Source organism: Halobacillus naozhouensis (assembly GCF_029714185.1).
Taxonomy (GTDB): domain Bacteria; phylum Bacillota; class Bacilli; order Bacillales; family Halobacillaceae; genus Halobacillus_A; species Halobacillus_A naozhouensis.
The window spans coordinates 3,364,607-3,388,883 of sequence record NZ_CP121671.1 but is presented as its reverse complement, the minus strand read 5'-3'; the positions used below and the strand labels follow the sequence as shown (position 1 = coordinate 3,388,883).

Below are 24,277 nucleotides of genomic sequence, written 5' to 3'. Positions count from 1 at the left end.
AACAATCATTTTGAAAAAGGAGGAAGGGGAGCATCTTGTCAGAGATCATACTTCAAAAAGAAGAACTTAAATCACTAGTCGTTGGTAAATTAATAGAATCGAAAGTAAGTGAAGGGCATGCAAAAGTAGTAGCAGATATTCTTGTTCATGCCGATTTAAGGGGAGTCAGCAGCCATGGTGTACTAAGAACCGAGCACTATGTCAAGCGCTTATCAAAAGGTGGAATGAACCCGAAACCCGACTTCAAGGTAGAGAAAAAAGGGTCATCGGCAGTGCTTTTTGACGGGGACGATGGGTTAGGCCATGTCGTAACGAAGGAAGCGGTGGGAGAAGCGATCAAACTCTCGAAAGAAAACGGGATCGGCATTGTCGGTATCGTCAAGAGCAGTCATTGCGGGGCATTGTCCTATTATGCTGAACAAGCAGCCGAACAAGATACTATCAGTATGATTATGACACATACTGATAGTGCGGTCGTACCCTTTGGCGGGGCTGAAGCCTTTTTCGGTACCAATCCGATCGCTTATGGCTTTCCCGCGAGTCAACGTAAGCCAATCATTTTGGATATGGCGACCAGTAATGTTGCACTCGGAAAAGTGCTTCATGCAAGAGAAACAGGAAGTGAGATCCCGGACAACTGGGGCGTAGACGAAAACGGAAAACCGGTGACGGACCCGAACCTGGTGAAGCATTTATTACCGGTAAGTGGGCCGAAAGGGTATGGGCTCGCCATGGTTGTCGATATATTGACAGGAGTATTGACTGGTTCCGCTTTCGGACCGGGGATATCGAAGATGTACGGGGATTACAATCAGTACCGAAAATTGAGTCATACCATCGTCACGATCGACCCTGGTTTGTTTATTGATAAAAATGAATTCCTGAAAAATATCGACCGAATGATCGATGAACTGCATGATATCAAGCCAGCAGAAGGGTTTTCTTCTGTGATGGTCCCTGGTGAGCCGGAACAACGGAAAGAGGAAGCACGGAAGAAGGAAGGGATTCCGATTCCTCAGAGCATCTATGAATATTTGAAATCAAGCTAAGGTCATAAAGGTGATTCGCCTTTAAATATAAAGATAACTAGGAGGTCTAAATTATGAAAAAAACAGTAAGTTTTCTGTCTTTATTAATGTTGGTATTGGTATTAGCGGCATGCGGCGGTGATGAGGGAGCATCTGGAAACTCAAGTGAAACAATTACATGGAAATTGGCACACTTATCTAACGAAGACCATATGTGGCATAAAACTGCAGAGAAATTTGCAGAGCTGGTTGATGAAAAGACAGATGGTAAGTTGCAGATAGAAATTTATCCAAATGAACAGTTAGGATCTGAGACAGAAGTGCTCAATGGAATTGAGGCTGGGACAGTAGATATGACTATCTCGGGGGAGACAATGCAAAATTGGGCACCTGAGGCGGCACTACTGGCAGTGCCATATTTATTTAAAAATGAAGAGCACGTTAAAAAGGTAGTAGAAGGTGAGATAGGTAAGGGAATTGAAAGCGCAATCAAAGAGAAAGTCGGCGTTACTCCACTTTATTATCATTTAAGAGCCCCACGTAACCTGACGTCAAATAAACCAATTAAATCACCTGCTGATTTAGAAGGGTTTAAAATGAGGGTTCCTAATGTTCCTTTATTTATGGATGCATGGGAAGCTGCTGGAGCTCGTCCACAAGTAATGGGTTTTAGTGAAGTATTTACAGCTTTACAACAAGGTGTGATTGATGGACAAGAGAATCCAGTTGATTTAATTCATAGTGCTAGTTTTTATGAAGTACAGGATTATGTAAATAAAACACAACATGTTCGTAGCTGGATCTATGTAGTGGTTGGTAATAAACAGTTCAATTCATTAGATGAAGATATGCAAAAAGCAGTTAGGGAAGCTGCTAAAGAAGCTCAGAAATTCGGTATGGAACTTTATCAAAAAGAAACAAACGAATACAAGAACATGTTGAAGGATGAGGGTATGAAATTTGTTGATGTTGATCAGGAGGCTTTTTCAGAAGCTATGAAACCAGCAGTTAAGAAAAGTCTTTCTGAAGAACAATTAGCATTATATGAAAAAATTCAGAACATAGCACAGTAGAGAAAATAGGAACATCCCAAATGGGATGTTCCCCCCCTAATCATCTTAAAAGAGGTGAAATTGCTTATGAAAGCAGTAAAAGTTCTTAGTGGGTTATTGGAAACGTTAACGGTTATTATGTTTTCAGGTGTGATGATCGTAGTTATTATTCAAATACTTGGCAGATACTCACCGTTCACTTTTGTATGGACAGAAGAACTTACGAGATATTTCTTTATTTATGCCGTTGCTTTTGGTGCTCCAGTAGCCATGAAAAGAAGAGAATATATTAGAGTGGATCTACTTGTTGAGTTACTGCCTAACAAAGTAAAGAAATATTATAATGCATTTATTTATCTAGTACTGGGAGTTTTCTCTTCAATGCTAGTTACATATGCATATAGATTTGCAAAACTTGGAGAAGGTCAGACTTCTGCAACACTCGAAATTGATATGTTTTATATATATTTCAGTATGGTTATTACTCTTATATTTTTAGCAATATACAGCTTCTTAAATATATATCAAAGCCTTACGGAAAACACAGAAGAGGAGAAGGAGGGTGTTGAGTTATGATGGCGTTAATATTGTTTATATCCTTTTTAGTTTTGATTTTTGTTGGTATGCCAATAGCATTTAGCTTGGGTTTGTCATCATTAATTTACCTTCTCTTAACTGATATTCCGTTAAACATTATCCCGCAAAAAATGTTTGAAGGGATTAACTCATTTGTTCTCCTATGTATTCCTGGCTTTATTTTAGCAGGGAATTTAATGAATGCAGGAGGAATTACAGCTAGAATAATTAAATTCACAAATAATGTAATAGGCCATATTCGTGGCGGTCTTGGCTTAGCTAATGTTGGTGCATCAATGGGTTTTGCTGGGATTTCAGGTACAGCCCTTGCTGATACGGCCAGTATTGGTTCAGTAATGATTCCCTCCATGAAAAAAGAGGGGTATGATGCACCTTTTTCTGTCGCTGTAACTTCATCATCTTCTACTATTGGTCCTATAATTCCACCATCACTGCCTATGATTATATTAGGGACTTTGGCAACCGTTTCTATAGGGGATTTATTTATAGCGGGTGTGATTCCTGGGATATTACTTGGTGGAGGGTTGATGACTGTTACGTATATTATGTCAGCGAAACGTAAATATCCACGTGGGGAACGCCAAAGCATATCAGTAATATTTAAGTCATTCTGGGGAGCCTTCTGGGCCTTATTGATGACAGTAGTCATATTATTCGGAATTTTGAGTGGCTATTTTACGCCTACTGAAGCATCCATTGTAGCAGTTGTTTATGCCTTAATTGTTGGGCTTTTCATCTACAGAGACTTAAAAGTAAGTGAAATACCTAAGATAATTCTGAATTCCATGGTAGATGCAGCTGGGATAATGATATTAGTAGGATTTGCGAATTTATTCGGATGGATTTTAGTTAGCGAACGAATACCTCAGCTTGTTGCTGACGTGATATTGTCTATATCAGAGAATCCAATCATTGTTATTTTATTAATAAACTTGTTATTACTTTTCGTAGGAATGTTCCTTGAAACCATTGCGGCTATCGTTATCTTGTTTCCAGTACTTTTACCAATTGCAACACAAATGGGGATGGACCCAATTCATTTTGGTGTCATGATGGTATTGAACTTAATGATTGGACTTTCAACACCACCAGTTGGGGTTTGTTTATTTGTAGCTTCTGGTATTGGCAAAATATCTATAGGACGAGCTTCGGTAGCACTACTACCATTTCTTGGTGTCAGCTTAGTCGTATTATTACTAGTTAGTTTTATACCGGAAATAACGCTATTTTTGCCAAGTCTTTTTAAATAATTAAAGAAGGGTGTTTTACTATGAAAGCGATACAGGTAACAGAGCCCAATAACTTACGTGTGGTTGAATTAGAAGAACCAGAATTAAGTGAACCTAATGATGTTAAAATTCGAATGAAAGCGATGGGGATCTGTGGTTCGGATATGCACATCCTCCATGGAGAAAACCCGTTTGCCAGCTATCCTAGAATCATCGGTCATGAAGTCTCAGGAGAAATCATTGAGACAGGAGAATCCGTGTCAGATTTGGCAGTCGGGGACAAAGTCGTCGTAGAACCGATGACTGCCTGTGGAGAATGCTACGCCTGCCGTCAGGGCCGTCCTAATGTTTGTGAAAATGTCGAAGTGTACGGTGTCCATCGCGAAGGCGGCGGTCGTGAAGTGATGGTAATGCCGGAGCATTTGGTCCATCGGGTGGATGATTCCCTGAACTGGGAAGAGATTGCTTTGATCGAGCCTTTTACGATTGGTGCGCAGTCAATCTATCGTAGCCAAGTTCAAGAAGGGGATTATGTTTTCCTCATCGGGGCTGGACCGATCGGGTTATGCTGCTTAAAAATGGCCAAGCAGGCGGGAGCTCATGTAGCTATTTCTGACTTTAACGAAAAACGTTTGGAATTTGCCAAAGGCTGGGGGGCAGACTGTGTCATCCATCCTCAAACCCAAGTAGTCGAAGACGAGATTGACAAGTGGACAGCCGGCATGGGAGCGAATGTCGTTATCGATGCCGTCGGACTTCCGAAAACCGTGGAACAGGCGATTGAAGTCACTTCTGTGGCCGCCCGTGTGGTTCTGTTAGGATTCGATCAAAAAGTGTCAGAAATCGCTCAAGTTGGCATTACGAAAAAAGAGCTTACGATTTGCGGCTCTCGGCTGCAGACCCACCGTTTTCCTAAGGTGATCGAGCTGTTCAATTCTTCAGCATTTGATGTGAAGGATTTAGTCAGCCATCAGTTTCCGTTAAGTGAAGCAAAAGATGCCTTTCAACTGATGGAAGAGGCACCGCCGGAAGTTCGGAAGGTCATCATCCGCTTATAAGTGATCCAAGTAGAACGTAAGGAGTGACAATCTATGAAAATGACGATGCGCTGGTTCGGTGAAGAAAATGACCAGGTATCATTGCAGGATATTAAACAAATTCCTGGAGTGGAAGGAGTCGTCTGGTCCTTGTATGACGTACCTGTAGGAGAGGAATGGCCGCTAGAAAAAATTAAGAAAGTACAAGAACAGGCTGGGAGTTATGGTCTGAATATCGATGTTGTCGAGAGTGTTAATGTCCATGAAGATATCAAGCTCGGTCTGCCGAAACGCGATTACTATATTGATAACTATATCAAGACAATCGAAAAACTGGCCCAGGTCGGTGTGAAGGTGATCTGTTATAATTTTATGCCTGTGTTCGACTGGACGAGGACGAATCTCTTTGAAGAGATGGAGGATGGTTCAACCGCTTTATTTTTCAAGAATGAAAAATTGCAGGATATCGATCCTATGGAACTCGTGAACACGATTTCCAAGAACTCCGCCTATACGATGCCAGGGTGGGAACCGGAACGCCTGAAGCACTTGGCCGACCTTTTTGAACAGTATAAAGATGTGACAGAGGAAGATTTATGGGAGAATCTCCGCTATTTCCTAGAAAAAGTTATTCCTGTAGCTAAACAGCATGATATCAAAATGGGAATTCATCCAGATGATCCGCCTTGGTCTGTGTTCGGATTACCACGCATCATTACGAGTAAAGAAAAACTGGAGAGATTTTTGAACCTGGTCGATGATCCGTATAATGGCCTTACTTTGTGCAGTGGATCCTTAGGAGCGAATCCAGATAACGATGTTGCTGACATGGTCCGGACCTTCGCCGATCGGATTCATTTTGCTCATATAAGAAATGTAAAAACGTATGAGAATGGCGATTTTATTGAAACCTCCCACCGGACTGAAGATGGTTCTGTCGATATCAATGGAATTGTAAAAGCTTACCATGACATCGGTTTTACCGGCTATGCTCGACCAGATCATGGCCGCCACATATGGGGGGAAGAGTGCAGACCTGGCTATGGTCTCTATGATCGCGGGTTAGGGGTTATGTATTTATGGGGGCTCTGGGATGCATTTGAACGCACGAAAGGAAAGGTGAACGCCTGATGTTGATGCTGAATGAGAATCTGAAAGGGAAAGTTGCCGTCATCACAGGCGGGAGTGGTGTACTTTGCAGTGCGATGGCAAGAGAACTTGGCAGGCAGGGGGCCAAAGTTGCGATCCTGAACCGCAACGTAGACGCCGGTGAGAAAGTCGAACAGGATATAAAAGCAGAAGGTGGAGAAGCACTAGCGATCTCCTGTGACGTGTTGGACCGGAACAGTGTCCAACAAGCAGAGGAGAAGGTGAACTCTGAATTTGGTGTCTGTGACATCTTGCTAAACGGGGCTGGCGGCAATCATCCTGACGGGGCGACAGAGAAGGAAACTCTGAATGAAACGGACCTAAATGAGGAGGATTTGTCGACATTTTACGATATGACCACCGAAGGCTTTCAATTCGTGTTCAACTTGAATTTAGTCGGCACATTCATCCCGACGCAAGTCTTCTCTAAAAAAATGATCAACCGTGAAGGCGCGACGATTATCAATATGTCATCAATGAGTGCACCTTCCCCGATGACCAAGGTGCCCGCCTATAGTGCAGCTAAAGCTGGAATCAATAACTTCACCCAGTGGCTGGCCGTTCATATGGCAGATGTCGGCATCCGTGTCAACGCAATCGCACCAGGATTTTTCCTGACCAATCAGAACCGTAACTTACTGAAAAATGAAGATGGTTCGTTAACCGAACGCTCGAATAAAATCATCAGTCACACCCCATTGCAAAGGTTCGGAACACCGGAAGATCTGCTGGGAACCCTTATCTGGCTGGTCGATGAAAATATGTCTGGTTTCGTAACCGGCATTACGATTCCAGTCGATGGTGGCTTCTTAGCCTATTCAGGTGTGTAAACGGAATGAAAGGAGGAGCTTGAAATGAGTAAGCTAGATCAGATGCTATCGTCAAAAATTGTCGCTGTGATCCGGAAGGTCGAACCAGAAAAAGTGAAGCCGCTCGTGCAGGCGTTAGTCAAAGGTGGAGTCACCGGCATTGAAGTGACAATGGATTCCGATGATTCACTCCGACTCATTGAAGAGCTGAAAGCGGAGCATGGAGACCAAGCGGTGATCGGCGCCGGCACCGTAATGAACAAGAATGAAGCAAAAAATGCGATTGCTGCAGGTGCTGATTTCATTTTTGCCCCGATTCTTGATCAAGAGACGATCCAGTTCACCAAAGAACAAGGCGTCATCATGATTCCAGGTGTATTCACACCAACAGAAATCCATCAAGCTGATCTCTGGGGCGCCGATATGGTGAAGGTCTTCCCGGCCAGTGTCGTCGGACCGCAATTCATCAAAGATGCCAGAGGGCCACTCGGTCATATTTCAATGATGCCGACAGGCGGAGTTAATCTGGGTAATATCGAGTCCTTTATGAAAGCTGGGGCTGTTGCGGTGGGAGTCGGAGGATCGCTCGTCAATAAATCATTGATCGGACAGGAGAATTGGCGGGAATTAGAAAAGCTCGCCAAGGAGTATGTAGAGAGCGTTCAGTTATAAATGTATAAGTGATGAAACGACCCTATTTTATCCATAAAGCACCTGTCGCTCGCTCAAAGACGGGTGTTTTCTCTCTATGGCGAATTCTTACACAGAGTGGGATTTTCATTGATGGGGAGAGAACTCTATAATAGTAATAGTACAAAGACTAAACCGTTTTATGAAACGGAATCTATTTACAGATATGGAGAGTTTAAATGAAAACGGTAACGATATCAGATGTTGCTACTCATGCGAAAGTATCGAAGAGCACAGTATCTCATTATTTGAATAGACGGTACGACTCCATGAGGGAAAACACGAAGCAACGAATTGAAGAAGCCATCGAAACACTCGGTTATCAGCCGAATATCGTCGCGCGTAGTTTAAAACTGAAATCGACGAGGTCAATTGGCGTCATCGTCGCCAATATCCTTCATAATTTTACAACAGAGGTCGTACGCGCTATTGAAGATGCTTGCATCAGTTCCGACTATCACACGATTATTTGTAATGCAGATGACGACCCGCTCAAAGAAAAGCATTATATTGAAATGCTGCGAGCGAAACAGGTTGATGGCTTGATCATCTTCCCGACAGGCAACAACCGGGATTTATATCAGCAGATGTTGAACGCGCGTTACCCGGTCGTTTTTCTAGACCGGACGGTAGAAGATATCTCAATTCCATCGATATTGCTAGATAATCTTCAAGCATCCAAACTCGCGGTTGAACACTTCGTTGAACAAGGTTATCGCCGGATCGGCATCATCACGACATCGATCATTAATCATATTACTCCACGGATTGAACGGATCAAAGGGTATGAAAAAGCAATGAGCGAACAAGGATTACCGATCATCGATAATTATGTGCGAACTTCAAAATCGACGGACATCCAACAGGCCATGGCAGATTTACTGAAATTGGATGAACCGCCTCAAGCTATCCTGGCTGGAAACGACCTGGTCCTAATCGAAATCTTGAAATATGTTAAACAACATGGGTTGCGGATCCCTGAGGACCTGGCTGTGATTGGGATTGATGATGTATCCTTCGCCAGCTTCTACACTCCTGCTATCACTACTATCGCCCAGCCGACCTTTGAGATCGGAAAAAGGGGAGCGGAGGCGTTGTTGAAAAAAATTAACCAAAAGGACGTGGAAGATTACGGCAACTTCCGCTTCGAACCAGAATTGAAGATCAGAGATTCCGTGTAGGAAGATGACCAAAACGACCTGGGATTTGAGTTTATTTATGAAGTGGGCGCACTATTCGAATAGTGCGCCCTTTTTAATCTGTGTGCTGACTGAGAATTTGTTTGGAGGAAAAAGGAGTTTTGAGTACGGAAGTCGAACCATGCTATTAGGATACTCTGACCTAAATAGATTTGATATCTTTACTACTACAACCACCTTTTATTACCTAACTGAGGTTGAGAAGTTTATAGGTTCGTTAGATGAGTTAGTTAGGTTTTTAACATCGAGTGCAGAGAAGACTCTAAAATATACTTGGTGTGAATGGATTTATGTTTGATACATTTCCATTTGTTACATTGCTTCTACTTTATTGATGTTAACCCTTTCTAAGGGAAAGTTTTTAAGGAGATGATTAGATTGACTGATACTATATTATCGTCTTTTTCCATACCTGAATTGGATCAGGATGCCGGAGGACGTGTAAAAAGACATTTAGATTCTCTCACCGTACCGCTTGGCAGCTTAGGTCGCCTTGAGGAGGTAATCGTTGAGTTGGCTGAGATAACGGGAAGTTCTTTCCCAGAGGTCTCAAAACCGGGGGTAATCGTATTTGCAGCCGATCATGGTGTGACGGCTGAAAGGGTTTCTGCTTATCCAAAAGAGGTAACCGAACAAATGGTCCGGAACTTTTTAAACAATGGAGCAGCCATAAATGTTCTTAGCAGATCCATCGATGCTTATTTTAATATTGTCGATATTGGTATCGACTCGGATATCGAAGAGGAAGGATTAACTGCAAAAAAGGTACGGCACGGAACAGGTAATTTTGCGAAAGAAAATGCCATGACACGGAATGAAGTCATCGAAGCGCTGGAAATAGGTTATGAGCAAGGACAGAAGATGATTGAACAAGGAGCAAAATGCCTGATTCTCGGTGAAATGGGAATTGGAAATACGTCAGCTAGTCGGCCATTATTTCAGTTGTGAGTGGTGAACAGATTGATACACTGGTGGGCAGGGGTACAGGTCTTTCAAAAGAAAGTGTTATACATAAAAGGAACGTCATTGAAAAGGCTATTTTAAACAGAAAGCCAGATCGGAATGACCCGATTGATCTATTGTCGAAGGTTGGTGGTTTGGAAATTGTCGGGATGACAGGGGCAATGCTTGCCGCAGCCAGTTACCGTATTCCCATATTGGTGGATGGGTTTATCTCGACCACGGCCGCGGTTGTTGCAAAATTATTTACACCAAGAGTGATAGATTATATGTTTATCGGCCACCAGTCTATTGAACCTGGCCACGAAAAAGCGATTGAATTAATTGGAAAACAACCCCTGATCAATATGGGGATGAGGGTTGGTGAAGGAACGGGTGCAGCCGTCGCATTCCCTATTTTAAAAGCGGCAACCTTATTGTTGAAGGAAATGGCTACATTTGAATCGGCAGGAGTTTCTTCAAAAGACAAAAGTGAATAGGCTAAGAGATAACACGTGTAATGGTAAGAAGATGCCTCCGGGAAGGTACAAGCTTATAATTGAAGCATTTGAAATTGAATATTTGGATTTCAATCCAAGTAGGTGGTAATCTTAAAATAATAGGAAAGGAGTGACGGGTTATGGGTAAATCAATCCCGGAGATTACGCTTAATGATGGTGTAACTTTGCCGGTTATAGGTTTGGGTACATATAAACTTAATGGAAATGAAGGTGTCCATGCTATCAATAGTGCCATTGATCAAGGTTATCGGCTCATTGATACGGCCTATAATTATGAAAATGAAGGCACGGTAGGTGAAGCCGTTCGGCGCAGTTCGATTCCGAGGGAAGAATTAAAAATAACTTCCAAATTACCAGGACGTTATCAGGAATACGATAAAGCTCTCACTACCATTCAAGAATCTTTGTATCGCGCAAATCTGGATTATTATGATTTATATTTGATCCATTGGCCCAACCCTAAGCAAGGTCTCTATGTAGAAGCCTGGCAAGCATTAATTGACGCTAAAAAATGGGGACTCATCCGTTCGATTGGTGTTTGTAATTTCTTACCTGAACATATGGAGCGACTAGAAAAAAAAACCGGTGTAATACCGAGCATTAACCAAATCGAACTGCATCCATTTTTCAATCAGGAACAGCAAAGAGCATGGCACGAAGAGAACAACGTTAAAACAGAATCCTGGAGTCCGTTAGCTCGAGCCAATGACGTATTACAAAATGAAACGATTAGAAAGATTGCTGAGAATCATAACAAGACGATTTCGCAAGTTATTTTGCGTTGGCACTATCAACTGGGGAGCATTCCCATTCCTAAATCCTCATCTCCTCAACGTCAAATCGAAAATCTATCCATTTTTGATTTTTCACTAGACGAGGCCGAAATGAATATGATTGCAGAATTGACTCGCCCGGATGGCAGAATTAAAGATCAAGACCCTGCTATTTATGAAGAGTTTTAACAATTAGATGCAACCTATCAGCCCACACTTGTTTGAATGAGTGATGGGCTTTTTTTGGTAAAAAGTTTTATAAAATAAAAGGTTACATTGTGTGGTTATTGATTCTTAAGTAATATCTTTTTAACATCCTAAATGTATCAAAAGCCTCATCCTATAAAGGGTGATTTTGGGCTTGTATAATAACTAATCAAATTAGAGATAACATTGATAGATTTAATAACTTTTCTAGATAAAAGAGGCTTTATGATCCAATGGGCTTCAAGGTTCTGGGCTGCTATGGCTACAATAATAGATTTAGAAACCCCTATAAGATGAAGTCTGCCTTTCATTGTGCTGCGCGCTGAAGTAGTCTTTGGCAGTACAAATCGAATAGTTATTTATACCTAGTAAAAAATACGGATATCCCCATTTATAAGATTGATTTTCTGCTTCCGTTTTTACATTTATAAATTCCAAATTCAGAAAGTTATGATAAAATATTTTAAACGTTCATATCCAGAACTTTTTGAACATTTTGGATACAACTAGCAGTACCAAATGCTAAGTTCAATTGTCTCTTAAACAATTTAAAAAGGAGGGAGAATTAGTTACCGCAAGCAAAGGAACACATCTATTATTTTATAAAATGGGGGCGTACAAAACATGGAAGTCAGTTTCCTATCTATCTTGTTATTTGGTTTTTTGTTAGGGATAAAGCATTCGTTAGAACCAGATCATGTGATTGCTGTTTCAAACATCGCCAGTGAGACCAAAACGTTAAGACGTTCATCAATTACAGGGGTGAGTTGGGGTGTTGGTCACACGTTTACCCTGCTCATTATTGGGTTGACTGTCATCATGATGAAGGTTCAAATTGCTGAAGTCTGGGCGATGTCCTTTGAGTTTCTCGTTGGTTTGATGCTGATTTATTTAGGAATTAAAGGATTGTTTGCATATCGAAGTGCTCATGTACAGAAAGATTCGGGAAATATGACAGTAATGAAATCATTTGTAATAGGCTTCGTTCATGGATTAGCCGGCAGTGCTGCGATGATTTTGTTAACGGCATCAACGGTATCAAGCGTCTGGGAAGGTGCTGTCTACATACTTGTGTTTGGTTTGGGTACGGTTGCCGGTATGCTGCTATTTACAACGATTATCGGGGTTCCTTTTGTTTTAAGCGCGGGCAGAAAACGCCTGAACAGAACGCTTACGGGAGCGACCGGATTTATAAGTATGGGTTTCGGTCTTTACTATGTTTATAATTTGGGCATTACGGAAGGCCTATTTAAGCTATGGATGAGCTAATAATCTAGATAAGGTGGTGGGATATATGACTAAGGGACAATCTATTGAAATGATATTAGAAAAAGTACGTTTGGGAGAACTCGATATTGGACAAGCTGCCTCGTTATTGAAATCGTATGAAGATCTTGGTTTTGCCAAACTTGATCATCACCGTCAGGAAAGAACAGGTTTCCCGGAAGTTGTGTTTGGTGAGGGAAAAACGGTTGAACAGCTTATCGTGATTTTAAAGCGATTGGTGAAAACAAATAAGAGTGTGCTGGCCACTCGTATAGCCCCAGAAAAAGCAGAGGTTATTTTACAAGAGCTCCCCTATTTCAGCTATCAAGCAACAGCTAGAGCCCTTTATTCAAAAACTCAGGAACTGCCTTTAGTGCGGTCAAATGGATATATTGCTGTGGTTTGTGCAGGAACATCAGATTTAGCTGTGGCAGAAGAAGCTGCGGTGACCGCTGAAGTATTCGGCTGTGAAGTACAACGTGTATATGATGTGGGGGTAGCGGGGATTCATCGGTTGTTTGAAAATCTTGACACCATTAAGAGTGCTTCGGCCTCTATTGTAGTGGCAGGAATGGAGGGAGCTTTAGCAAGTGTCTTAGGCGGTCTTGTTGATCACCCTGTATTTGCTGTACCGACGAGTGTTGGGTATGGGGCTAATTTTGAAGGGATGTCCGCTTTACTATCCATGCTGAATGCGTGTGCCCCTGGAATCAGTGTGGTCAATATCGATAATGGATTTGGAGCAGGTTACAATGCAACATTAATCCAGCGAATAACAGAAAAGCAGGTGAAGGTATGAAAACATTATATTTCGATTGTTTTTCAGGAATCAGCGGAGATATGACGATAGGAGCTTTAGTCGATGCAGGGGTTGCCCCAGACATCATTGAGCTGGAGTTAAGAAAACTTGATATTGAATCAGAGTATCGACTAGAGTGGACGAAGGTTGTGAAGAACGACATTTCCGCCACAAAGTTTGATGTTCACCTTACTGAAGAACAACGTACTGAGGACAGCCATCATCATCACAGACACCATGCGGATATTGTCCACATGATTAAATCTGCCGGCTTCGAAGACAAGGTGAGAGATACGGCATTGAGTATTTTTGAGAAAATAGGTCGGGCAGAAGCTAAAATACATGACATTCCATTTGAAAAAGTTCATTTTCACGAGGTAGGGGCAATTGATTCCATTGTTGATATTGTCGGTACAGCTATCGCCCTTGAACAGTTAGGAGTAAATCAGATTATCTCTTCACCTATACCAACAGGTAGCGGCAAAATCCATATCGACCATGGAATTTATCCAGTACCGGCTCCGGCGACGATGGAAATATTAAAAGGTATTCCCCTGCAGCAAACTGAAGTGAAAGGAGAGCTCACAACACCAACGGGTGCCGGGATAATTGCTGCACTTGTTCAGTCATTCGGAGCGGTTCCGTCGATTAAGGTAGACACTGTAGGCTATGGAGCGGGAACGAAAGATTTTCAAGATCATCCCAATGTCCTTCGGGTCATGATCGGGGAAACGTACTAATCAAGGGGGAGCAGTAGTGACATTTTCTCATAAAGATGAACACATCGATGCCAACATGCTGAAAATTGAAGTAAACCTCGATGATATTCCTGGTGAGTGGCTGGGACATGTGATGGATTTACTGTTGGAAGCGGGAGTGAATGATGTATTTTACCTTCCGATTTACATGAAAAAGAACCGGCCTGGTGTGATGATGCAAATTTTAGCGGAACGAGGGAAACTTGGCGAAGTGAGGAGCATTTTATTTCAGGAAACGACAACACTTGGGATTCGGTACTTCCCTGTCTCCGTGCATCGTTTGGAGCGGCGATTTTATAAAGTGTCCACAACATGGGGGGAAGTTTCAGTAAAAGAAGGGCGGTACGGTGGTGAAGTTGTTCAGAGGGCTCCTGAATATGAAGATTGTCGAAAAATATCTGCACAACACAATATTCCTTTAAAAAACGTTTATCAAGAGGTATGGAGCAATATGTAAAAGGACTCAAAACAAGTGGTAATGGCTCAACCACGGTCTTCGGCAATGGGTGTTAAAATAGTTAGAAAATTGCTAATTGTCGTTGACTTGTTTTGTAAGATCATGTAATATCTTATTTGTAATATCTATATAGAACTAAGTTTTATAATGTAAAACAAATTGAAGTCGCCATTGAGCAGGACAACCTAACACATTACGGAGGGATGCTTATGGGAAAAAAAGGAGAAATCAAATCACCAAGGATTAACAATTCCGTTAATCCTTACCGAGACAATGTCCAAGGTAAAGCCAACGAACCGATTACGGTGGCTGGATTACTGGATCGCGCGAAGCAGCTTCTCGGCTACACTGAGGTAGAATCTGATTGGACACTAGGGGAAATTTATAATCGACTACATGAGAATGCACCAAGGATAGCTATTATTGGAGGATCGTCTGACCATCCTGCCCATATTTTAGACATGGAGACCGTCTCAAGGGCAGCCATTAAGATCTGGCAGGAAGGCGGAGTTCCATTTTACTTCAGTACACCGGTACTATGCGATGGAACCGCGCAAAGTAATATGGGAATGTCATATTCTCTCCAGAGCCGCAATGCGATTGCTGAGATGGTCGTTAATCAGATGGAGGCTCATAGTTATCATGGTGCTTTCGTTATTCAGGGGTGTGATAAGCAGCCGCTGGGTGTATTAAGTGGACTAGCACTACTTGATCGGGTCCGCCGTTTACGTGGGGAAGCGCCGGTATTTGCCACTTTTGCTCCATCACATGTGTTAAAAGGTGGAGAAATCCCGCAAGATTTACAGGAGGATCTAAAGTCGGTTGCGGAAAAAGCTTCACAAATGGGGGAGCAAAATATTGCCGATGATTTGTACGACGCCCTAAGTTACATTTTACAATGCAGCTCGAATACGCAGTTTCAAGGTGTTTTAACTCGTGCTGTTGAAAGCGGTATCATCAACTCGAAGCGGCATAATTACTTTGAGAAAAGGCTCGCTGTTAATACTTGTGATGCAGCTGGCGGGATTTGTGCCTTTCACGGGACGGGTAATAGTTCACGGGACGTGATGGCGGGTCTCGGATTAGCTCATCCGAACTTAGAAATTTTAACAGAACCGCCTACCCAGGAGCAGTTGAATCCAGCAATTGAATCACTGTTTTCCATTGTGAACCGTCCTGAGTGCAGTGTTGCTGAGTTAGTCGGAGCTAATATGAAGAATGCGATTTGCATCCATAGTTCCGGTGGTGGGTCATCCAATTTAATGATGCACATTGTCGGGGCGATGATTTATGCAGGATATGAATTTAGCCTATGGGATGTTGAGAAAATCCATCAGCTGAATCCAATACCTGATTTGTTTAATTACAGTTTAACCGAGGGCAGAGATATTTTCGCTTTGGCCCAGCAATGTTGTTCCGGTGATATCAGAGGGACGGAGACACTTTTTTATGAATTAATGGAAAATGGAGTGCCGATGGATGTCGATGCACTGACCGTTACTGGACAGACATGGAAAGAAAGACTGAGCAACACAGAGGGATTGAGCGCAGATGGGGTAAAAGAAAATCCTATTATCTTAAGCCAACCGCGAAGGAACTTTAGTGGTGTTGATGTGTTAAGTGGTAATTTCTTTGAAAGCGCTGTCGTTAAAATTAGTGGAATGCCTACACATCAGCTGGATCAGTTTGATGAGAAGATTTCTTTCGTGCTTTATTTTGAGAATGAGGAAGAAGCGAATGAGCAGCTTCTCAATGACAAACTATTAAGTGAATTACGGGACGAGAAAGCCTTCCCGCAGGAGCACTTACGGCAGATGTGGGAATACAATAGTCCAGACACATACTCTGAATCGTCACCGTTAACCTATAATCAACTGTTTGACCGTATGGTGGAAGATGAAACCTTGAAGTTATCGGTTATTATCGCCGGGCAAGGTCCAGAGGCCTTTGGAATGCCGGAGATGTTTACACCCATGCAACATATTAATGCAAACCGCCAATTAAGACGCCTTGCTATTCTGATTAGCGATGGCCGGTATTCAGGAGTCTCTTATGGAGCTGCGATCGGGCATATGACACCGGAATCCTATCATGGCGGCGGAGTTTTATACTTGCAACAGGGGGATGTCCTCCATTTACGTTTTCGTTCAAGACGAATCGAATTGCTTGATCATCACCAATTTAATAAGGGAGAAATCGAGTACTATCAAGGTGAGTTGAACGAAGACAGGGAAGAACTTGGCAAGCAGAGAAAATCTGTAATGAAAAAACGCCAAAAGACAGTGGCCGCTTCTAATCGCTTTATAGGATGTACGGATGCAGCTGAAGGGGTAGTTCCGTTGGCTGTTAAGGAAGATGCCGATATTCCATTTACGGTAGAGGGCAAGACAGAATCTCGTGTTGTGAAGTAGTATTTTAGGGAACATCCATGACCTATCTGCAACCAAATAACAGAACTTAGTTTTATAATATGGAACAATGAGGAGGAGACGATGAGACTTAAATCGAGCTTGGTGTATGTTTTCATTTCGTTGGTTGCTGTAGCCGCTTTTCTCGCAGGATGTGGAAGTGACAGTGCTTCAGGTGGAACGGGAGGAGGAAAGGTCACCATCAAGGTGGCCAACTACTTCGCACCTGACCACCCGCAAAATATTGCTTTAAAAGAAGTGTTTAAGCCTACTGTTGAAGAACAATCGAATGGAAAAATTAAAGTGGAGATCTATCCGAACAGCCAATTAGGCGCTGAGCAAGAATTTTATGACGGCGTTCGTAACGGAACCATTGAGATGGGGATCCCCGGAATGATTATGCAGAACACCCTTCCTAAATTGGGGGTTCCAGAGTGGCCGTTTCTCTTTGAAGACTTTGAACATGTGAAAAAGGTGTTAACAGGTCCGATTGGAGCGGAACTCCTGGCTAATCTTGAGGAAAAGCATGGGGTTCATCCTCTAGCTTGGAGTGCGAACGGCTTTAGGATGTTCTCAAGTAACCAGCCTATTGAAAGCATGGAGGATTTTGATGGCCTGCGTTTAAGAATGCCGAAGATTGATTCCTATATTAATGTAGGAAAAGCTTTAGGCGCTAATGTGACCCCTATGCCGATCTCAGAAGTATTTTCAGCGTTGGAACAAGGAGTTATTGATGGTCAGGATAATCCAATCGCAACAGTAAGAGCTTCCAAGTGGTATGAAGTACAGACTCATGAGCTGGAATCGCGTCACATGTTCAGTCCGAATCTGTATATCATCAACAGTAAATTCTGGGACAGCTTATCTAAAGAGCAGCAGGAAATTATAGAAAAAGCTGCGAAGAAATCAGCCAATCACGAATGGGAGTTGCTTGCGGAAAGCTACAAAGAGGATAAGAAATATCTTCAAAAGCATGGAATGGAGTTTATAACACCAAGCAAGGAATTCAAGGAAAAGATGAAAGAAGCCGTACAACCCTTATATGAAGAACACTATAAAAAATACCCTTGGGCAAAGGATCTAGTAGAGAGAATCAGAAAAGCAGCGGAATAGAGGTGGGATAAGGATGTTAAACAAACTAGGCAAGGTTCTGCATCACACATTAGGTGTTACCATATTCATTTGTTTATCAACGATGTTTGTTCTGGTGTTTGCTAATGTGGTGTTGCGTTATGCATTTAACTCCGGGATTACTTGGTCTTCTGAAATGTCCCGTTACTTGTTTGTCTGGCTGGTCTTCCTAGGAGCCATTGCAGCAATGAAGGATAATATGCATTTAAATATGGATATTGTTACAGAGATTTTGCCGCCAAAGGCCAAGAAAGTATTTTTCATCATCAGCAATCTCCTTGTTCTTGGTACGCTGGGACTTTTCCTTAAAGGGAGCTGGTCGATGACGATGCTAACGATGCAGCGACTTTCTCCAGCTACAAATATCCCGCTTGGGTATGTATACGGCGTTGGAATTATCGCGAGTATTGCAATGGGTGGTATCGTCCTGGTGAGACTGGTGAGGGCATTGATTCAAGACAAGCCGGCATCTCAAATGGACGAGCAAGTAGAGCAAACGGATTACAAAGTAGAAAACTATTAATGGGAAAGAAGGTGAAATGAATGGCTTTAGGTGTCTTCTTAGGATCGCTATTTGGTGCCCTGACACTCGGCGTTCCTATCGCATTTGCGCTGATTCTAAGTGCCGTCGCCTTAATGTTTTTGCTAGGGATGGTTGATAGTCAAATCGTCGCCCAAAACCTGATTAGTGGAGCAAACAGCTTTTCATTAATGGCTATTCCTTTCTTTATTCTGGCAGGTGAACTGATGAACGCCGGAGGGATTTCCAGAAGAGTTGTAGACTTTGCGATGGCATTGGTCGGCCACATTAGAGGAGGGCTCGGTTATGTTGCTATTATTGCCAGTGTATTGTTTGCCGGTTTGTCCGGATCGGCTGTAGCAGATACAGCTGCACTCGGTGCCATCCTTATCCCGATGATGACGGCGCGCAGCTATAGCAAAAATAGATCGACAGGGTTAGTAGCAGCTGCGGGAATCATTGCAGTCGTCATCCCGCCGAGCATTCCGATGATTCTATTTGGAGTAACAGGCAGTGTCTCCATTTCCCAATTATTCATGGGGGGGATCGTTCCAGGAATTCTTATGGCAGGCGGATTAGGGGCAGTATGGCTATTTATCTCAAGAAAAAATGATGAAAGTGAATTGCCCGAACGAAAAAGTATGAAAGAAATTTGGCAAGTTACAAAACCGACTTTGTGGGCTCTGACGTTGCCGGTTGTTATTATCGGCGGAATCCGTGCAGGTGTTTTTACACCAACAGAAGCATCTGTAGTAGCTGTGTTTTTTGCCCTGGCTATTGGGATGTTCGTCTATAAGGAGTTAAAAATCAGTGACCTTTATAACGTGTTTGTTGCGTCGGCTAAAACAACCAGTGTCGTCATGTTGGTGGCCGCTGCAGCTATTGTCGCTGCCTGGTTAATCACGGTAGCGCATGTGCCTCAGGATATGGCGAATTTGTTATCACCCTTTATGGATAATCAAATTCTCCTCATGATTGTGATCTCTGTTTTACTACTAGCAGTTGGTTGTGTAATGGATTTAACTCCAGCGATTTTGATTTTCACCCCGGTGCTGCTGCCGATCGCTGAAATGGCCAGTATTGATCCTGTTTATTTCGGGATTGTGATGATCATCAATCTAAGTATCGGACTAATTACACCGCCGGTTGGCACTGTTCTCTATGTGGCTTGTGGAATAAGTAAAATCAGTATAGTGGAGTTGACGAAAGGGATATGGCCGTTTCTATTGGTCCATGTAACTGTTCTATTTTTACTAATTGTCTTCCCAGAAATCGTAACAGTTCCGCTCGGATGGTTTACTTAACGTGGAGAATTTAACTTATTAATGAAAGGAACGAAATCTATTATGGGTAAATGGAAAGTCGTGGTGACAGATTGGGAGTTTGAAAGCTTAAATTATGAAATGGACATTCTCGAACACGATCAAATTGAGGTGCTTCCTGTTCAATGCAAATCAGAAGACGAGGTAATTGCTTATTGCCAGGACGCTGATGCGATCATTAATCAATATGCTCCTATCAGCCGTAATGTCATAGAATCCTTGCAGCATTGTAAGGTGATTGCTCGCTATGGAGTTGGCGTAAATACTATTGATGTGACTGCAGCGACAGAAAAGGGAATCTGTGTGACCAATGTTCCCGACTACTGTATGGACGAAGTTTCCGACCATGCCCTGGCTTTATTATTGAGCTGGACTAGAAAGATTCCAATGGCAGATAAAGAAACGAAGCAAAATCAATGGGACTTTAAGAAGACGAGGCCGATTCATAGATTGAGAGAGCGTACACTCGGCTTGATAGGATTCGGGAAAATCCCTCAGGCACTGGCCGAAAAAGTTAAAGCTCTCGGGTTGAATGTCCTCTCGTATGATCCTTATTTTCCGGAAGAGGAGGCAGCCAAACATGGAGTGAAATTAGTTTCATTGGAAGATCTATGCCGGGAATCCGATATAGTTTCCGTACATGCTCCTCTCACTGAAAGCACAAGAGGTTTACTTGGGGATCAGGAATTCAAATTGATGAAAGACCATGCTTTTTTGATTAACACATCAAGAGGGCCGGTTGTCGATGAAACTTCATTGATTGATGCGCTTGAAAACAACCTGATAGCAGGTGCAGCCCTAGATGTCGTGGAAACAGAGCCAATTAGCCGTGATCATCCATTCTTAACAATGGAGGGAGTTATTTTGACCCCTCACATGGCCTGGTACTCTGAGGAAGCTGAAAAAGAAATGCGTTCGAAAGTGGCTATGGGAGTTGCGGATGTCCTTTTACACGATCAGTATCCTAAATATTTGATTAATCAAAAGGTGAAAGAAACGTTACGTCTTCAATCAAATGATGGAGGCGGGCGTTACGCACTTTTATCAAATTAATAAATGGAGGGAAGTACATGAAGAAAAAGCTGAAAGGTCTAATGATTGGTTTAGCGATTCCTTGTTTGGTAGTACTTGGGGCATGTGGCAGCACGGAAACCAGCGGCTCGAGTGAAACAGGCATTCAGGAACGTACGCTTCGCGCGGGGATCGGATTGCCGAAAGAACATCCAGAGGGGCAGGGATTGGCTAAGTTCAAAGAAATAGTCGAGGAAAAAACGGACGGTAAAATTACAATTGACGCCTATTATAATGCCCAATTAGGTGATGACCAAAAGATGGTAGGAGGACTTCAGGCGGGTACTCTGGATATTACCATTCCGTCTACATCCCCAATGGTCGGTACCATTAAGCAATTTGGTATTTTTGATTTTCCGTTCCTATTTAACAGTGGTGAAGAAGCGGACGCTGTTCTTGACGGACCAGTGGGTCAAAAGGTGCTGGATAAATTACCACAGCATGGTCTGGTCGGGTTAGCTTACTGGGAGAATGGCTTTAGAAACTTGACGAATAGTGTCCATCCCGTGGATAGCGTAGAAGACTTTGAAGGATTAAAAATCCGAACCATGCAAAATGAAGTTCATTTAGATGTCTTTAAAAAGCTCGGTGCGAATCCAACACCGATGCCTTTTTCCGAAGTTTTTACAGCACTTGAAGGGCAAACGATTGATGGGCAGGAAAACCCACTGGCAACGATTTTGTCAAACAAATTCTACGAAGTGCAGGATTACCTCAGCTTAACGAAACATGTTTATACGCCATTCGTCTTTTTGATCAGTAAGATGACATGGGACGATCTTTCGGAAGAAGAGCAGAAAATCATTAAGGAAGCAGCAATTGAAGCAGGTGAATATCAGAGAAAGGCGAACCGGAAGGCAAACGAAGAAGCGCTTGAAGAATTAAAAGCAGAAGGTATAAAGGTGAACGAGTTTTCTCAGAAAGAGAAAGAAAAAATCAAAGAACTGATTCAGCCGGTTATTGACAAATATTCTAAGAAATACGGTGAAGACCTGTATCAGCAAATGAATGAACAGCTGAAGAAAATGCGCGGCGAAAACTAAACAAGGAGGTTTCCATGGAAACTGTAAACAGGTTGGTGCGAGATACACCAATTCCTCGAATGGCAAAGGTGAGGCAAAGGTTTAATGACACGGAAATCCCTGATGTCTCAGAGGAAGTAAGGGAACAAATCCGGGAGTCCGGCGTGCTGTCATCCATTTCAGAAAGGGATCAGGTTGCGTTGGCTGTAGGGAGCAGGGGGGTAGCCGATCTCCCCATCCTGGTACGAGAGGTCGCCCGGGCGGTTAAATCAGCGGGCGGCGTCCCTTTTGTAGTACCGGCAATGGGGAGTCACGGCGGTGCAACAGCTGAAGGCCAGATCAAGGTCCTTGAGCAGTTAGGAGTGACCGAAGAATTTGTTGGATCGCCGATAAAGTCCAGTATGGATGTTGTGGAGGTAGGGAGTCTGCCCAATGGACTCCCCATCTTCACGGATAAAAACGCATACCAGGCCGATAAAGTCATTGTAATTAACCGAATTAAGCCGCATACGGCTTTTCGGGGGCCGATTGAAAGCGGTCTGATGAAGATGATTACCATTGGACTTGGGAAGCAAAGGGGGGCAGAGGCTGCACATTCCTATGGTTTTAAGTATATGGCGGATCACGTGCCCGAGATGGCCAAGATCGTCATGGATAAAACACCGGTTATCTTTGGGCTGGGCACGATCGAAAATGCCTATGATCGTCCTGCCAAAATTATTGTAGTCCCGGCAGATAAAATGTTTGAAGTTGAGCCCGAGCTACTGCTTGAAGCGAAGCGTCTTATGCCGAGAATCTTGTTTGATACAGCAGATGTTCTAGTAGTTGATGAGCTGGGAAAAGATATTTCGGGCGACGGTATGGACCCTAATATTACCGGGAACTACGCCACCCCCTATGCTAGCGGGGGCCTTGATGCGAAACGGATTGTCGTTCTTGGGTTAACAGAGAAAACTCATGGTAACGCCAATGGCATTGGTCTGGCAGATATCACAACAAAGAGAGTATTTGATAGTATTGATTTCGCGCAAGGATACGCCAACGCATTGACTAGTACAGTCGTGGGAACTGTAAAAGTTCCTATGTTTCTCCAAACGGAGGAACTTGCTGTGAAAGCAGCCATTAAAACGTGCAACGCGCTCGACCTAAGTGAGGTCAGAATGATTCGGATTCGCAACACCCTTGACATTAAGGACATATGGATATCAGAAAGTATGCTTCCAGAAACGGAGGGTCGGGATGACCTAGAAATGTTAACGAGGCCTGACGATCCTGATTTTTCATGGCTTGAGAAAAGCTATATCAAGTAAAGGGAGGGTTTTGTAACTATGGAGCAAACGAGACGTAAATTAAAAGAATTAGGTTTTCCGGATTCGGATGCCTATGACTTGCCAAGTTCGGCAAAAACGTTTCCCGATGGTGCGCAATATCGTGTAGAAATTCCAAGTGTTGAAGGGCCAAGGTCATTTGAAGCGGTCCTTGAGGCTTGTAGTAAGTATGATCTTTCCATCCATCGTATATCCCAGGGAAGCGGCATTATGCTATTAACGGATGAAGAACTGAAGGAAATGGCCGATTTAGGCAGAAAGGAACAGCTTGAGGTTAGTTTGTTCGTTGGTCCACGAGGAAGCTGGGATGTCACTGCCATGCAATGGACAGGTGGAGGAAAAATAGCAGGACATCGTGTCCAGGGAATGGATCAGCTTGTGTATTCCCTAGAGGATGTCAAGCGTGCGTGCGACCTGGGAATCCGCAGCATTTTAGTTGCTGATGAGGGACTGTTATGGTTAGTCAATGAATTTAAGAAGTCAGGGGAACTGCCACATGATTTGGTTGTCAAAGTCTCTGTACAAATGGGGCAGTCCAACCCGATATCGATTCACATGATGGAGAATCATGGGGCCAATACCTTTAATGTACCGACTGACCTGACGCTTGCTCGACTCTCAGCCATCAGGCAAGTTGTAGATATTCCGCTTGATATTTACGTAGAAGTCCCAGATGATATCGGCGGTTTTATCAGACATTACGAAATTCCGGAAATCATCCGTGTGGCGGCCCCGGTGTACATTAAATTTGGTTTGCGAAATGCACCGAACATTTATCCATCGGGCACCCATATTGAGGATACCTCTATCGCACTGTCTAAGGAACGTGTCCGCCGAGCGCGTATCGGGATGGACCTGCTTCATAGATATAGTCTACACCTCAAAGTTTCAGAAAGAGGTGCTGAGGGATTGGGGCTTCCCGTAGATAAAATACGCGTACCATAACTTGTTGCGATATCTTCTGT

22 protein-coding genes and 1 pseudogene are annotated in these 24,277 nt (G+C 43.1%); all 23 read left to right on the top strand.

Annotation, left to right across the window (positions count from 1 at the left end; genetic code table 11):
* The first annotated feature begins 35 nt into the window (after positions 1 to 35).
* The gene (allD, locus tag P9989_RS17440) at positions 36 to 1,049 is read left to right on the top strand and encodes an ureidoglycolate dehydrogenase (protein WP_283076135.1); all 1,014 of its coding nucleotides are present in this window, start codon (positions 36 to 38) and stop codon (positions 1,047 to 1,049) included.
* A 53-nt stretch (positions 1,050 to 1,102) separates the two neighbouring features.
* Positions 1,103 to 2,101 (top strand): TRAP transporter substrate-binding protein, encoded by a 999-nt coding sequence (locus P9989_RS17435; protein WP_283076134.1) that lies wholly within the window; start codon positions 1,103 to 1,105, stop codon positions 2,099 to 2,101.
* Positions 2,102 to 2,167: 66 nt separating this feature from the next.
* Complete coding sequence (locus P9989_RS17430; protein ID WP_283076133.1) at positions 2,168 to 2,656, top strand: TRAP transporter small permease; 489 nt, start codon at positions 2,168 to 2,170, stop codon at positions 2,654 to 2,656.
* Positions 2,653 to 3,927, top strand: coding sequence for a TRAP transporter large permease (locus P9989_RS17425; RefSeq protein WP_283076132.1), 1,275 nt, complete (start codon positions 2,653 to 2,655; stop codon positions 3,925 to 3,927). The genes P9989_RS17430 and P9989_RS17425 overlap by 4 nt, the downstream gene beginning before the upstream one ends.
* A gap of 20 nt (positions 3,928 to 3,947) precedes the next feature.
* On the top strand, positions 3,948 to 4,964 hold the full coding sequence (locus P9989_RS17420; RefSeq protein WP_283076131.1) for a zinc-binding alcohol dehydrogenase family protein: 1,017 nt from the start codon (positions 3,948 to 3,950) through the stop codon (positions 4,962 to 4,964).
* Positions 4,965 to 4,997: 33 nt separating this feature from the next.
* On the top strand, positions 4,998 to 6,074 hold the full coding sequence (gene uxuA, locus P9989_RS17415) for a mannonate dehydratase (RefSeq protein WP_283076130.1): 1,077 nt from the start codon (positions 4,998 to 5,000) through the stop codon (positions 6,072 to 6,074).
* A complete protein-coding gene (locus tag P9989_RS17410; RefSeq protein WP_283076129.1) occupies positions 6,074 to 6,922 on the top strand; it encodes an SDR family oxidoreductase in 849 nt (282 codons plus the stop codon). Before uxuA ends, P9989_RS17410 begins: the two co-directional genes overlap by 1 nt.
* A 24-nt stretch (positions 6,923 to 6,946) precedes the next feature.
* The gene (locus tag P9989_RS17405; RefSeq protein ID WP_283076128.1) at positions 6,947 to 7,573 is read left to right on the top strand and encodes a bifunctional 4-hydroxy-2-oxoglutarate aldolase/2-dehydro-3-deoxy-phosphogluconate aldolase; all 627 of its coding nucleotides are present in this window, start codon (positions 6,947 to 6,949) and stop codon (positions 7,571 to 7,573) included.
* Positions 7,574 to 7,770: 197 nt separating this feature from the next.
* Positions 7,771 to 8,772 (top strand): LacI family DNA-binding transcriptional regulator, encoded by a 1,002-nt coding sequence (locus P9989_RS17400; RefSeq protein WP_283076127.1) that lies wholly within the window; start codon positions 7,771 to 7,773, stop codon positions 8,770 to 8,772.
* Between the two features lie 387 nt (positions 8,773 to 9,159).
* Positions 9,160 to 10,229, top strand: a pseudogene (cobT, locus tag P9989_RS17395) (nicotinate-nucleotide--dimethylbenzimidazole phosphoribosyltransferase).
* Positions 10,230 to 10,369: 140 nt separating this feature from the next.
* A complete protein-coding gene (locus P9989_RS17390) occupies positions 10,370 to 11,212 on the top strand; it encodes an aldo/keto reductase (RefSeq protein WP_283076126.1) in 843 nt (280 codons plus the stop codon).
* 642 nt (positions 11,213 to 11,854) lie between these two features.
* Entirely contained in the window at positions 11,855 to 12,499 is a 645-nt protein-coding gene (locus tag P9989_RS17385) for a sulfite exporter TauE/SafE family protein (protein ID WP_283076125.1), read from the top strand.
* Between the two features lie 25 nt (positions 12,500 to 12,524).
* Positions 12,525 to 13,295, top strand: a complete 771-nt coding sequence (gene larB, locus P9989_RS17380; protein ID WP_283076124.1) for a nickel pincer cofactor biosynthesis protein LarB — start codon at positions 12,525 to 12,527, stop codon at positions 13,293 to 13,295.
* A complete protein-coding gene (gene larC / locus P9989_RS17375; RefSeq protein WP_283076123.1) occupies positions 13,292 to 14,035 on the top strand; it encodes a nickel pincer cofactor biosynthesis protein LarC in 744 nt (247 codons plus the stop codon). Before larB ends, larC begins: the two co-directional genes overlap by 4 nt.
* Positions 14,036 to 14,090: 55 nt before the next feature.
* Positions 14,091 to 14,510: a nickel pincer cofactor biosynthesis protein LarC2 gene (gene larC2, locus P9989_RS17370; protein ID WP_283078963.1), complete on the top strand. Its 420-nt coding sequence runs from the start codon at positions 14,091 to 14,093 to the stop codon at positions 14,508 to 14,510.
* 209 nt (positions 14,511 to 14,719) lie between these two features.
* Entirely contained in the window at positions 14,720 to 16,921 is a 2,202-nt protein-coding gene (locus P9989_RS17365) for a dihydroxy-acid dehydratase domain-containing protein (protein ID WP_283076122.1), read from the top strand.
* Positions 16,922 to 17,002: 81 nt separating this feature from the next.
* Complete coding sequence (locus tag P9989_RS17360) at positions 17,003 to 18,031, top strand: TRAP transporter substrate-binding protein (protein WP_283076121.1); 1,029 nt, start codon at positions 17,003 to 17,005, stop codon at positions 18,029 to 18,031.
* A 13-nt stretch (positions 18,032 to 18,044) separates the two neighbouring features.
* Complete coding sequence (locus tag P9989_RS17355; protein ID WP_283076120.1) at positions 18,045 to 18,572, top strand: TRAP transporter small permease; 528 nt, start codon at positions 18,045 to 18,047, stop codon at positions 18,570 to 18,572.
* Positions 18,573 to 18,592: 20 nt separating this feature from the next.
* Positions 18,593 to 19,873, top strand: coding sequence for a TRAP transporter large permease (locus tag P9989_RS17350; RefSeq protein ID WP_283076119.1), 1,281 nt, complete (start codon positions 18,593 to 18,595; stop codon positions 19,871 to 19,873).
* Between the two features lie 21 nt (positions 19,874 to 19,894).
* On the top strand, positions 19,895 to 20,944 hold the full coding sequence (locus P9989_RS17345) for a C-terminal binding protein (RefSeq protein WP_390304698.1): 1,050 nt from the start codon (positions 19,895 to 19,897) through the stop codon (positions 20,942 to 20,944).
* A 17-nt stretch (positions 20,945 to 20,961) separates the two neighbouring features.
* Entirely contained in the window at positions 20,962 to 22,005 is a 1,044-nt protein-coding gene (locus P9989_RS17340; protein WP_283076118.1) for a TRAP transporter substrate-binding protein, read from the top strand.
* Positions 22,006 to 22,019: 14 nt separating this feature from the next.
* The gene (locus tag P9989_RS17335) at positions 22,020 to 23,294 is read left to right on the top strand and encodes a nickel pincer cofactor-dependent isomerase, group 22 (RefSeq protein WP_283076117.1); all 1,275 of its coding nucleotides are present in this window, start codon (positions 22,020 to 22,022) and stop codon (positions 23,292 to 23,294) included.
* 18 nt (positions 23,295 to 23,312) lie between these two features.
* Positions 23,313 to 24,257, top strand: coding sequence for a U32 family peptidase (locus tag P9989_RS17330; RefSeq protein ID WP_283076116.1), 945 nt, complete (start codon positions 23,313 to 23,315; stop codon positions 24,255 to 24,257).
* Positions 24,258 to 24,277 lie beyond the last annotated feature (20 nt).

Coding starts and splice junctions, on each gene's coding strand:
- P9989_RS17390 (WP_283076126.1), top strand. CDS start 10,370: ATGGGTAAATCAATCCCGGAGATTACGCTTAATGATGGTGTAACTTTG.
- P9989_RS17355 (WP_283076120.1), top strand. CDS start 18,045: ATGTTAAACAAACTAGGCAAGGTTCTGCATCACACATTAGGTGTTACC.
- P9989_RS17365 (WP_283076122.1), top strand. CDS start 14,720: ATGGGAAAAAAAGGAGAAATCAAATCACCAAGGATTAACAATTCCGTT.
- P9989_RS17410 (WP_283076129.1), top strand. CDS start 6,074: ATGTTGATGCTGAATGAGAATCTGAAAGGGAAAGTTGCCGTCATCACA.
- P9989_RS17335 (WP_283076117.1), top strand. CDS start 22,020: ATGGAAACTGTAAACAGGTTGGTGCGAGATACACCAATTCCTCGAATG.
- P9989_RS17385 (WP_283076125.1), top strand. CDS start 11,855: ATGGAAGTCAGTTTCCTATCTATCTTGTTATTTGGTTTTTTGTTAGGG.
- P9989_RS17340 (WP_283076118.1), top strand. CDS start 20,962: ATGAAGAAAAAGCTGAAAGGTCTAATGATTGGTTTAGCGATTCCTTGT.
- uxuA (WP_283076130.1), top strand. CDS start 4,998: ATGAAAATGACGATGCGCTGGTTCGGTGAAGAAAATGACCAGGTATCA.
- P9989_RS17360 (WP_283076121.1), top strand. CDS start 17,003: ATGAGACTTAAATCGAGCTTGGTGTATGTTTTCATTTCGTTGGTTGCT.
- P9989_RS17400 (WP_283076127.1), top strand. CDS start 7,771: ATGAAAACGGTAACGATATCAGATGTTGCTACTCATGCGAAAGTATCG.
- P9989_RS17425 (WP_283076132.1), top strand. CDS start 2,653: ATGATGGCGTTAATATTGTTTATATCCTTTTTAGTTTTGATTTTTGTT.
- P9989_RS17405 (WP_283076128.1), top strand. CDS start 6,947: ATGAGTAAGCTAGATCAGATGCTATCGTCAAAAATTGTCGCTGTGATC.
- P9989_RS17330 (WP_283076116.1), top strand. CDS start 23,313: ATGGAGCAAACGAGACGTAAATTAAAAGAATTAGGTTTTCCGGATTCG.
- P9989_RS17345 (WP_390304698.1), top strand. CDS start 19,895: ATGAAAGGAACGAAATCTATTATGGGTAAATGGAAAGTCGTGGTGACA.
- P9989_RS17435 (WP_283076134.1), top strand. CDS start 1,103: ATGAAAAAAACAGTAAGTTTTCTGTCTTTATTAATGTTGGTATTGGTA.
- larC2 (WP_283078963.1), top strand. CDS start 14,091: ATGCTGAAAATTGAAGTAAACCTCGATGATATTCCTGGTGAGTGGCTG.
- P9989_RS17420 (WP_283076131.1), top strand. CDS start 3,948: ATGAAAGCGATACAGGTAACAGAGCCCAATAACTTACGTGTGGTTGAA.
- P9989_RS17430 (WP_283076133.1), top strand. CDS start 2,168: ATGAAAGCAGTAAAAGTTCTTAGTGGGTTATTGGAAACGTTAACGGTT.
- larB (WP_283076124.1), top strand. CDS start 12,525: ATGACTAAGGGACAATCTATTGAAATGATATTAGAAAAAGTACGTTTG.
- larC (WP_283076123.1), top strand. CDS start 13,292: ATGAAAACATTATATTTCGATTGTTTTTCAGGAATCAGCGGAGATATG.
- P9989_RS17350 (WP_283076119.1), top strand. CDS start 18,593: ATGGCTTTAGGTGTCTTCTTAGGATCGCTATTTGGTGCCCTGACACTC.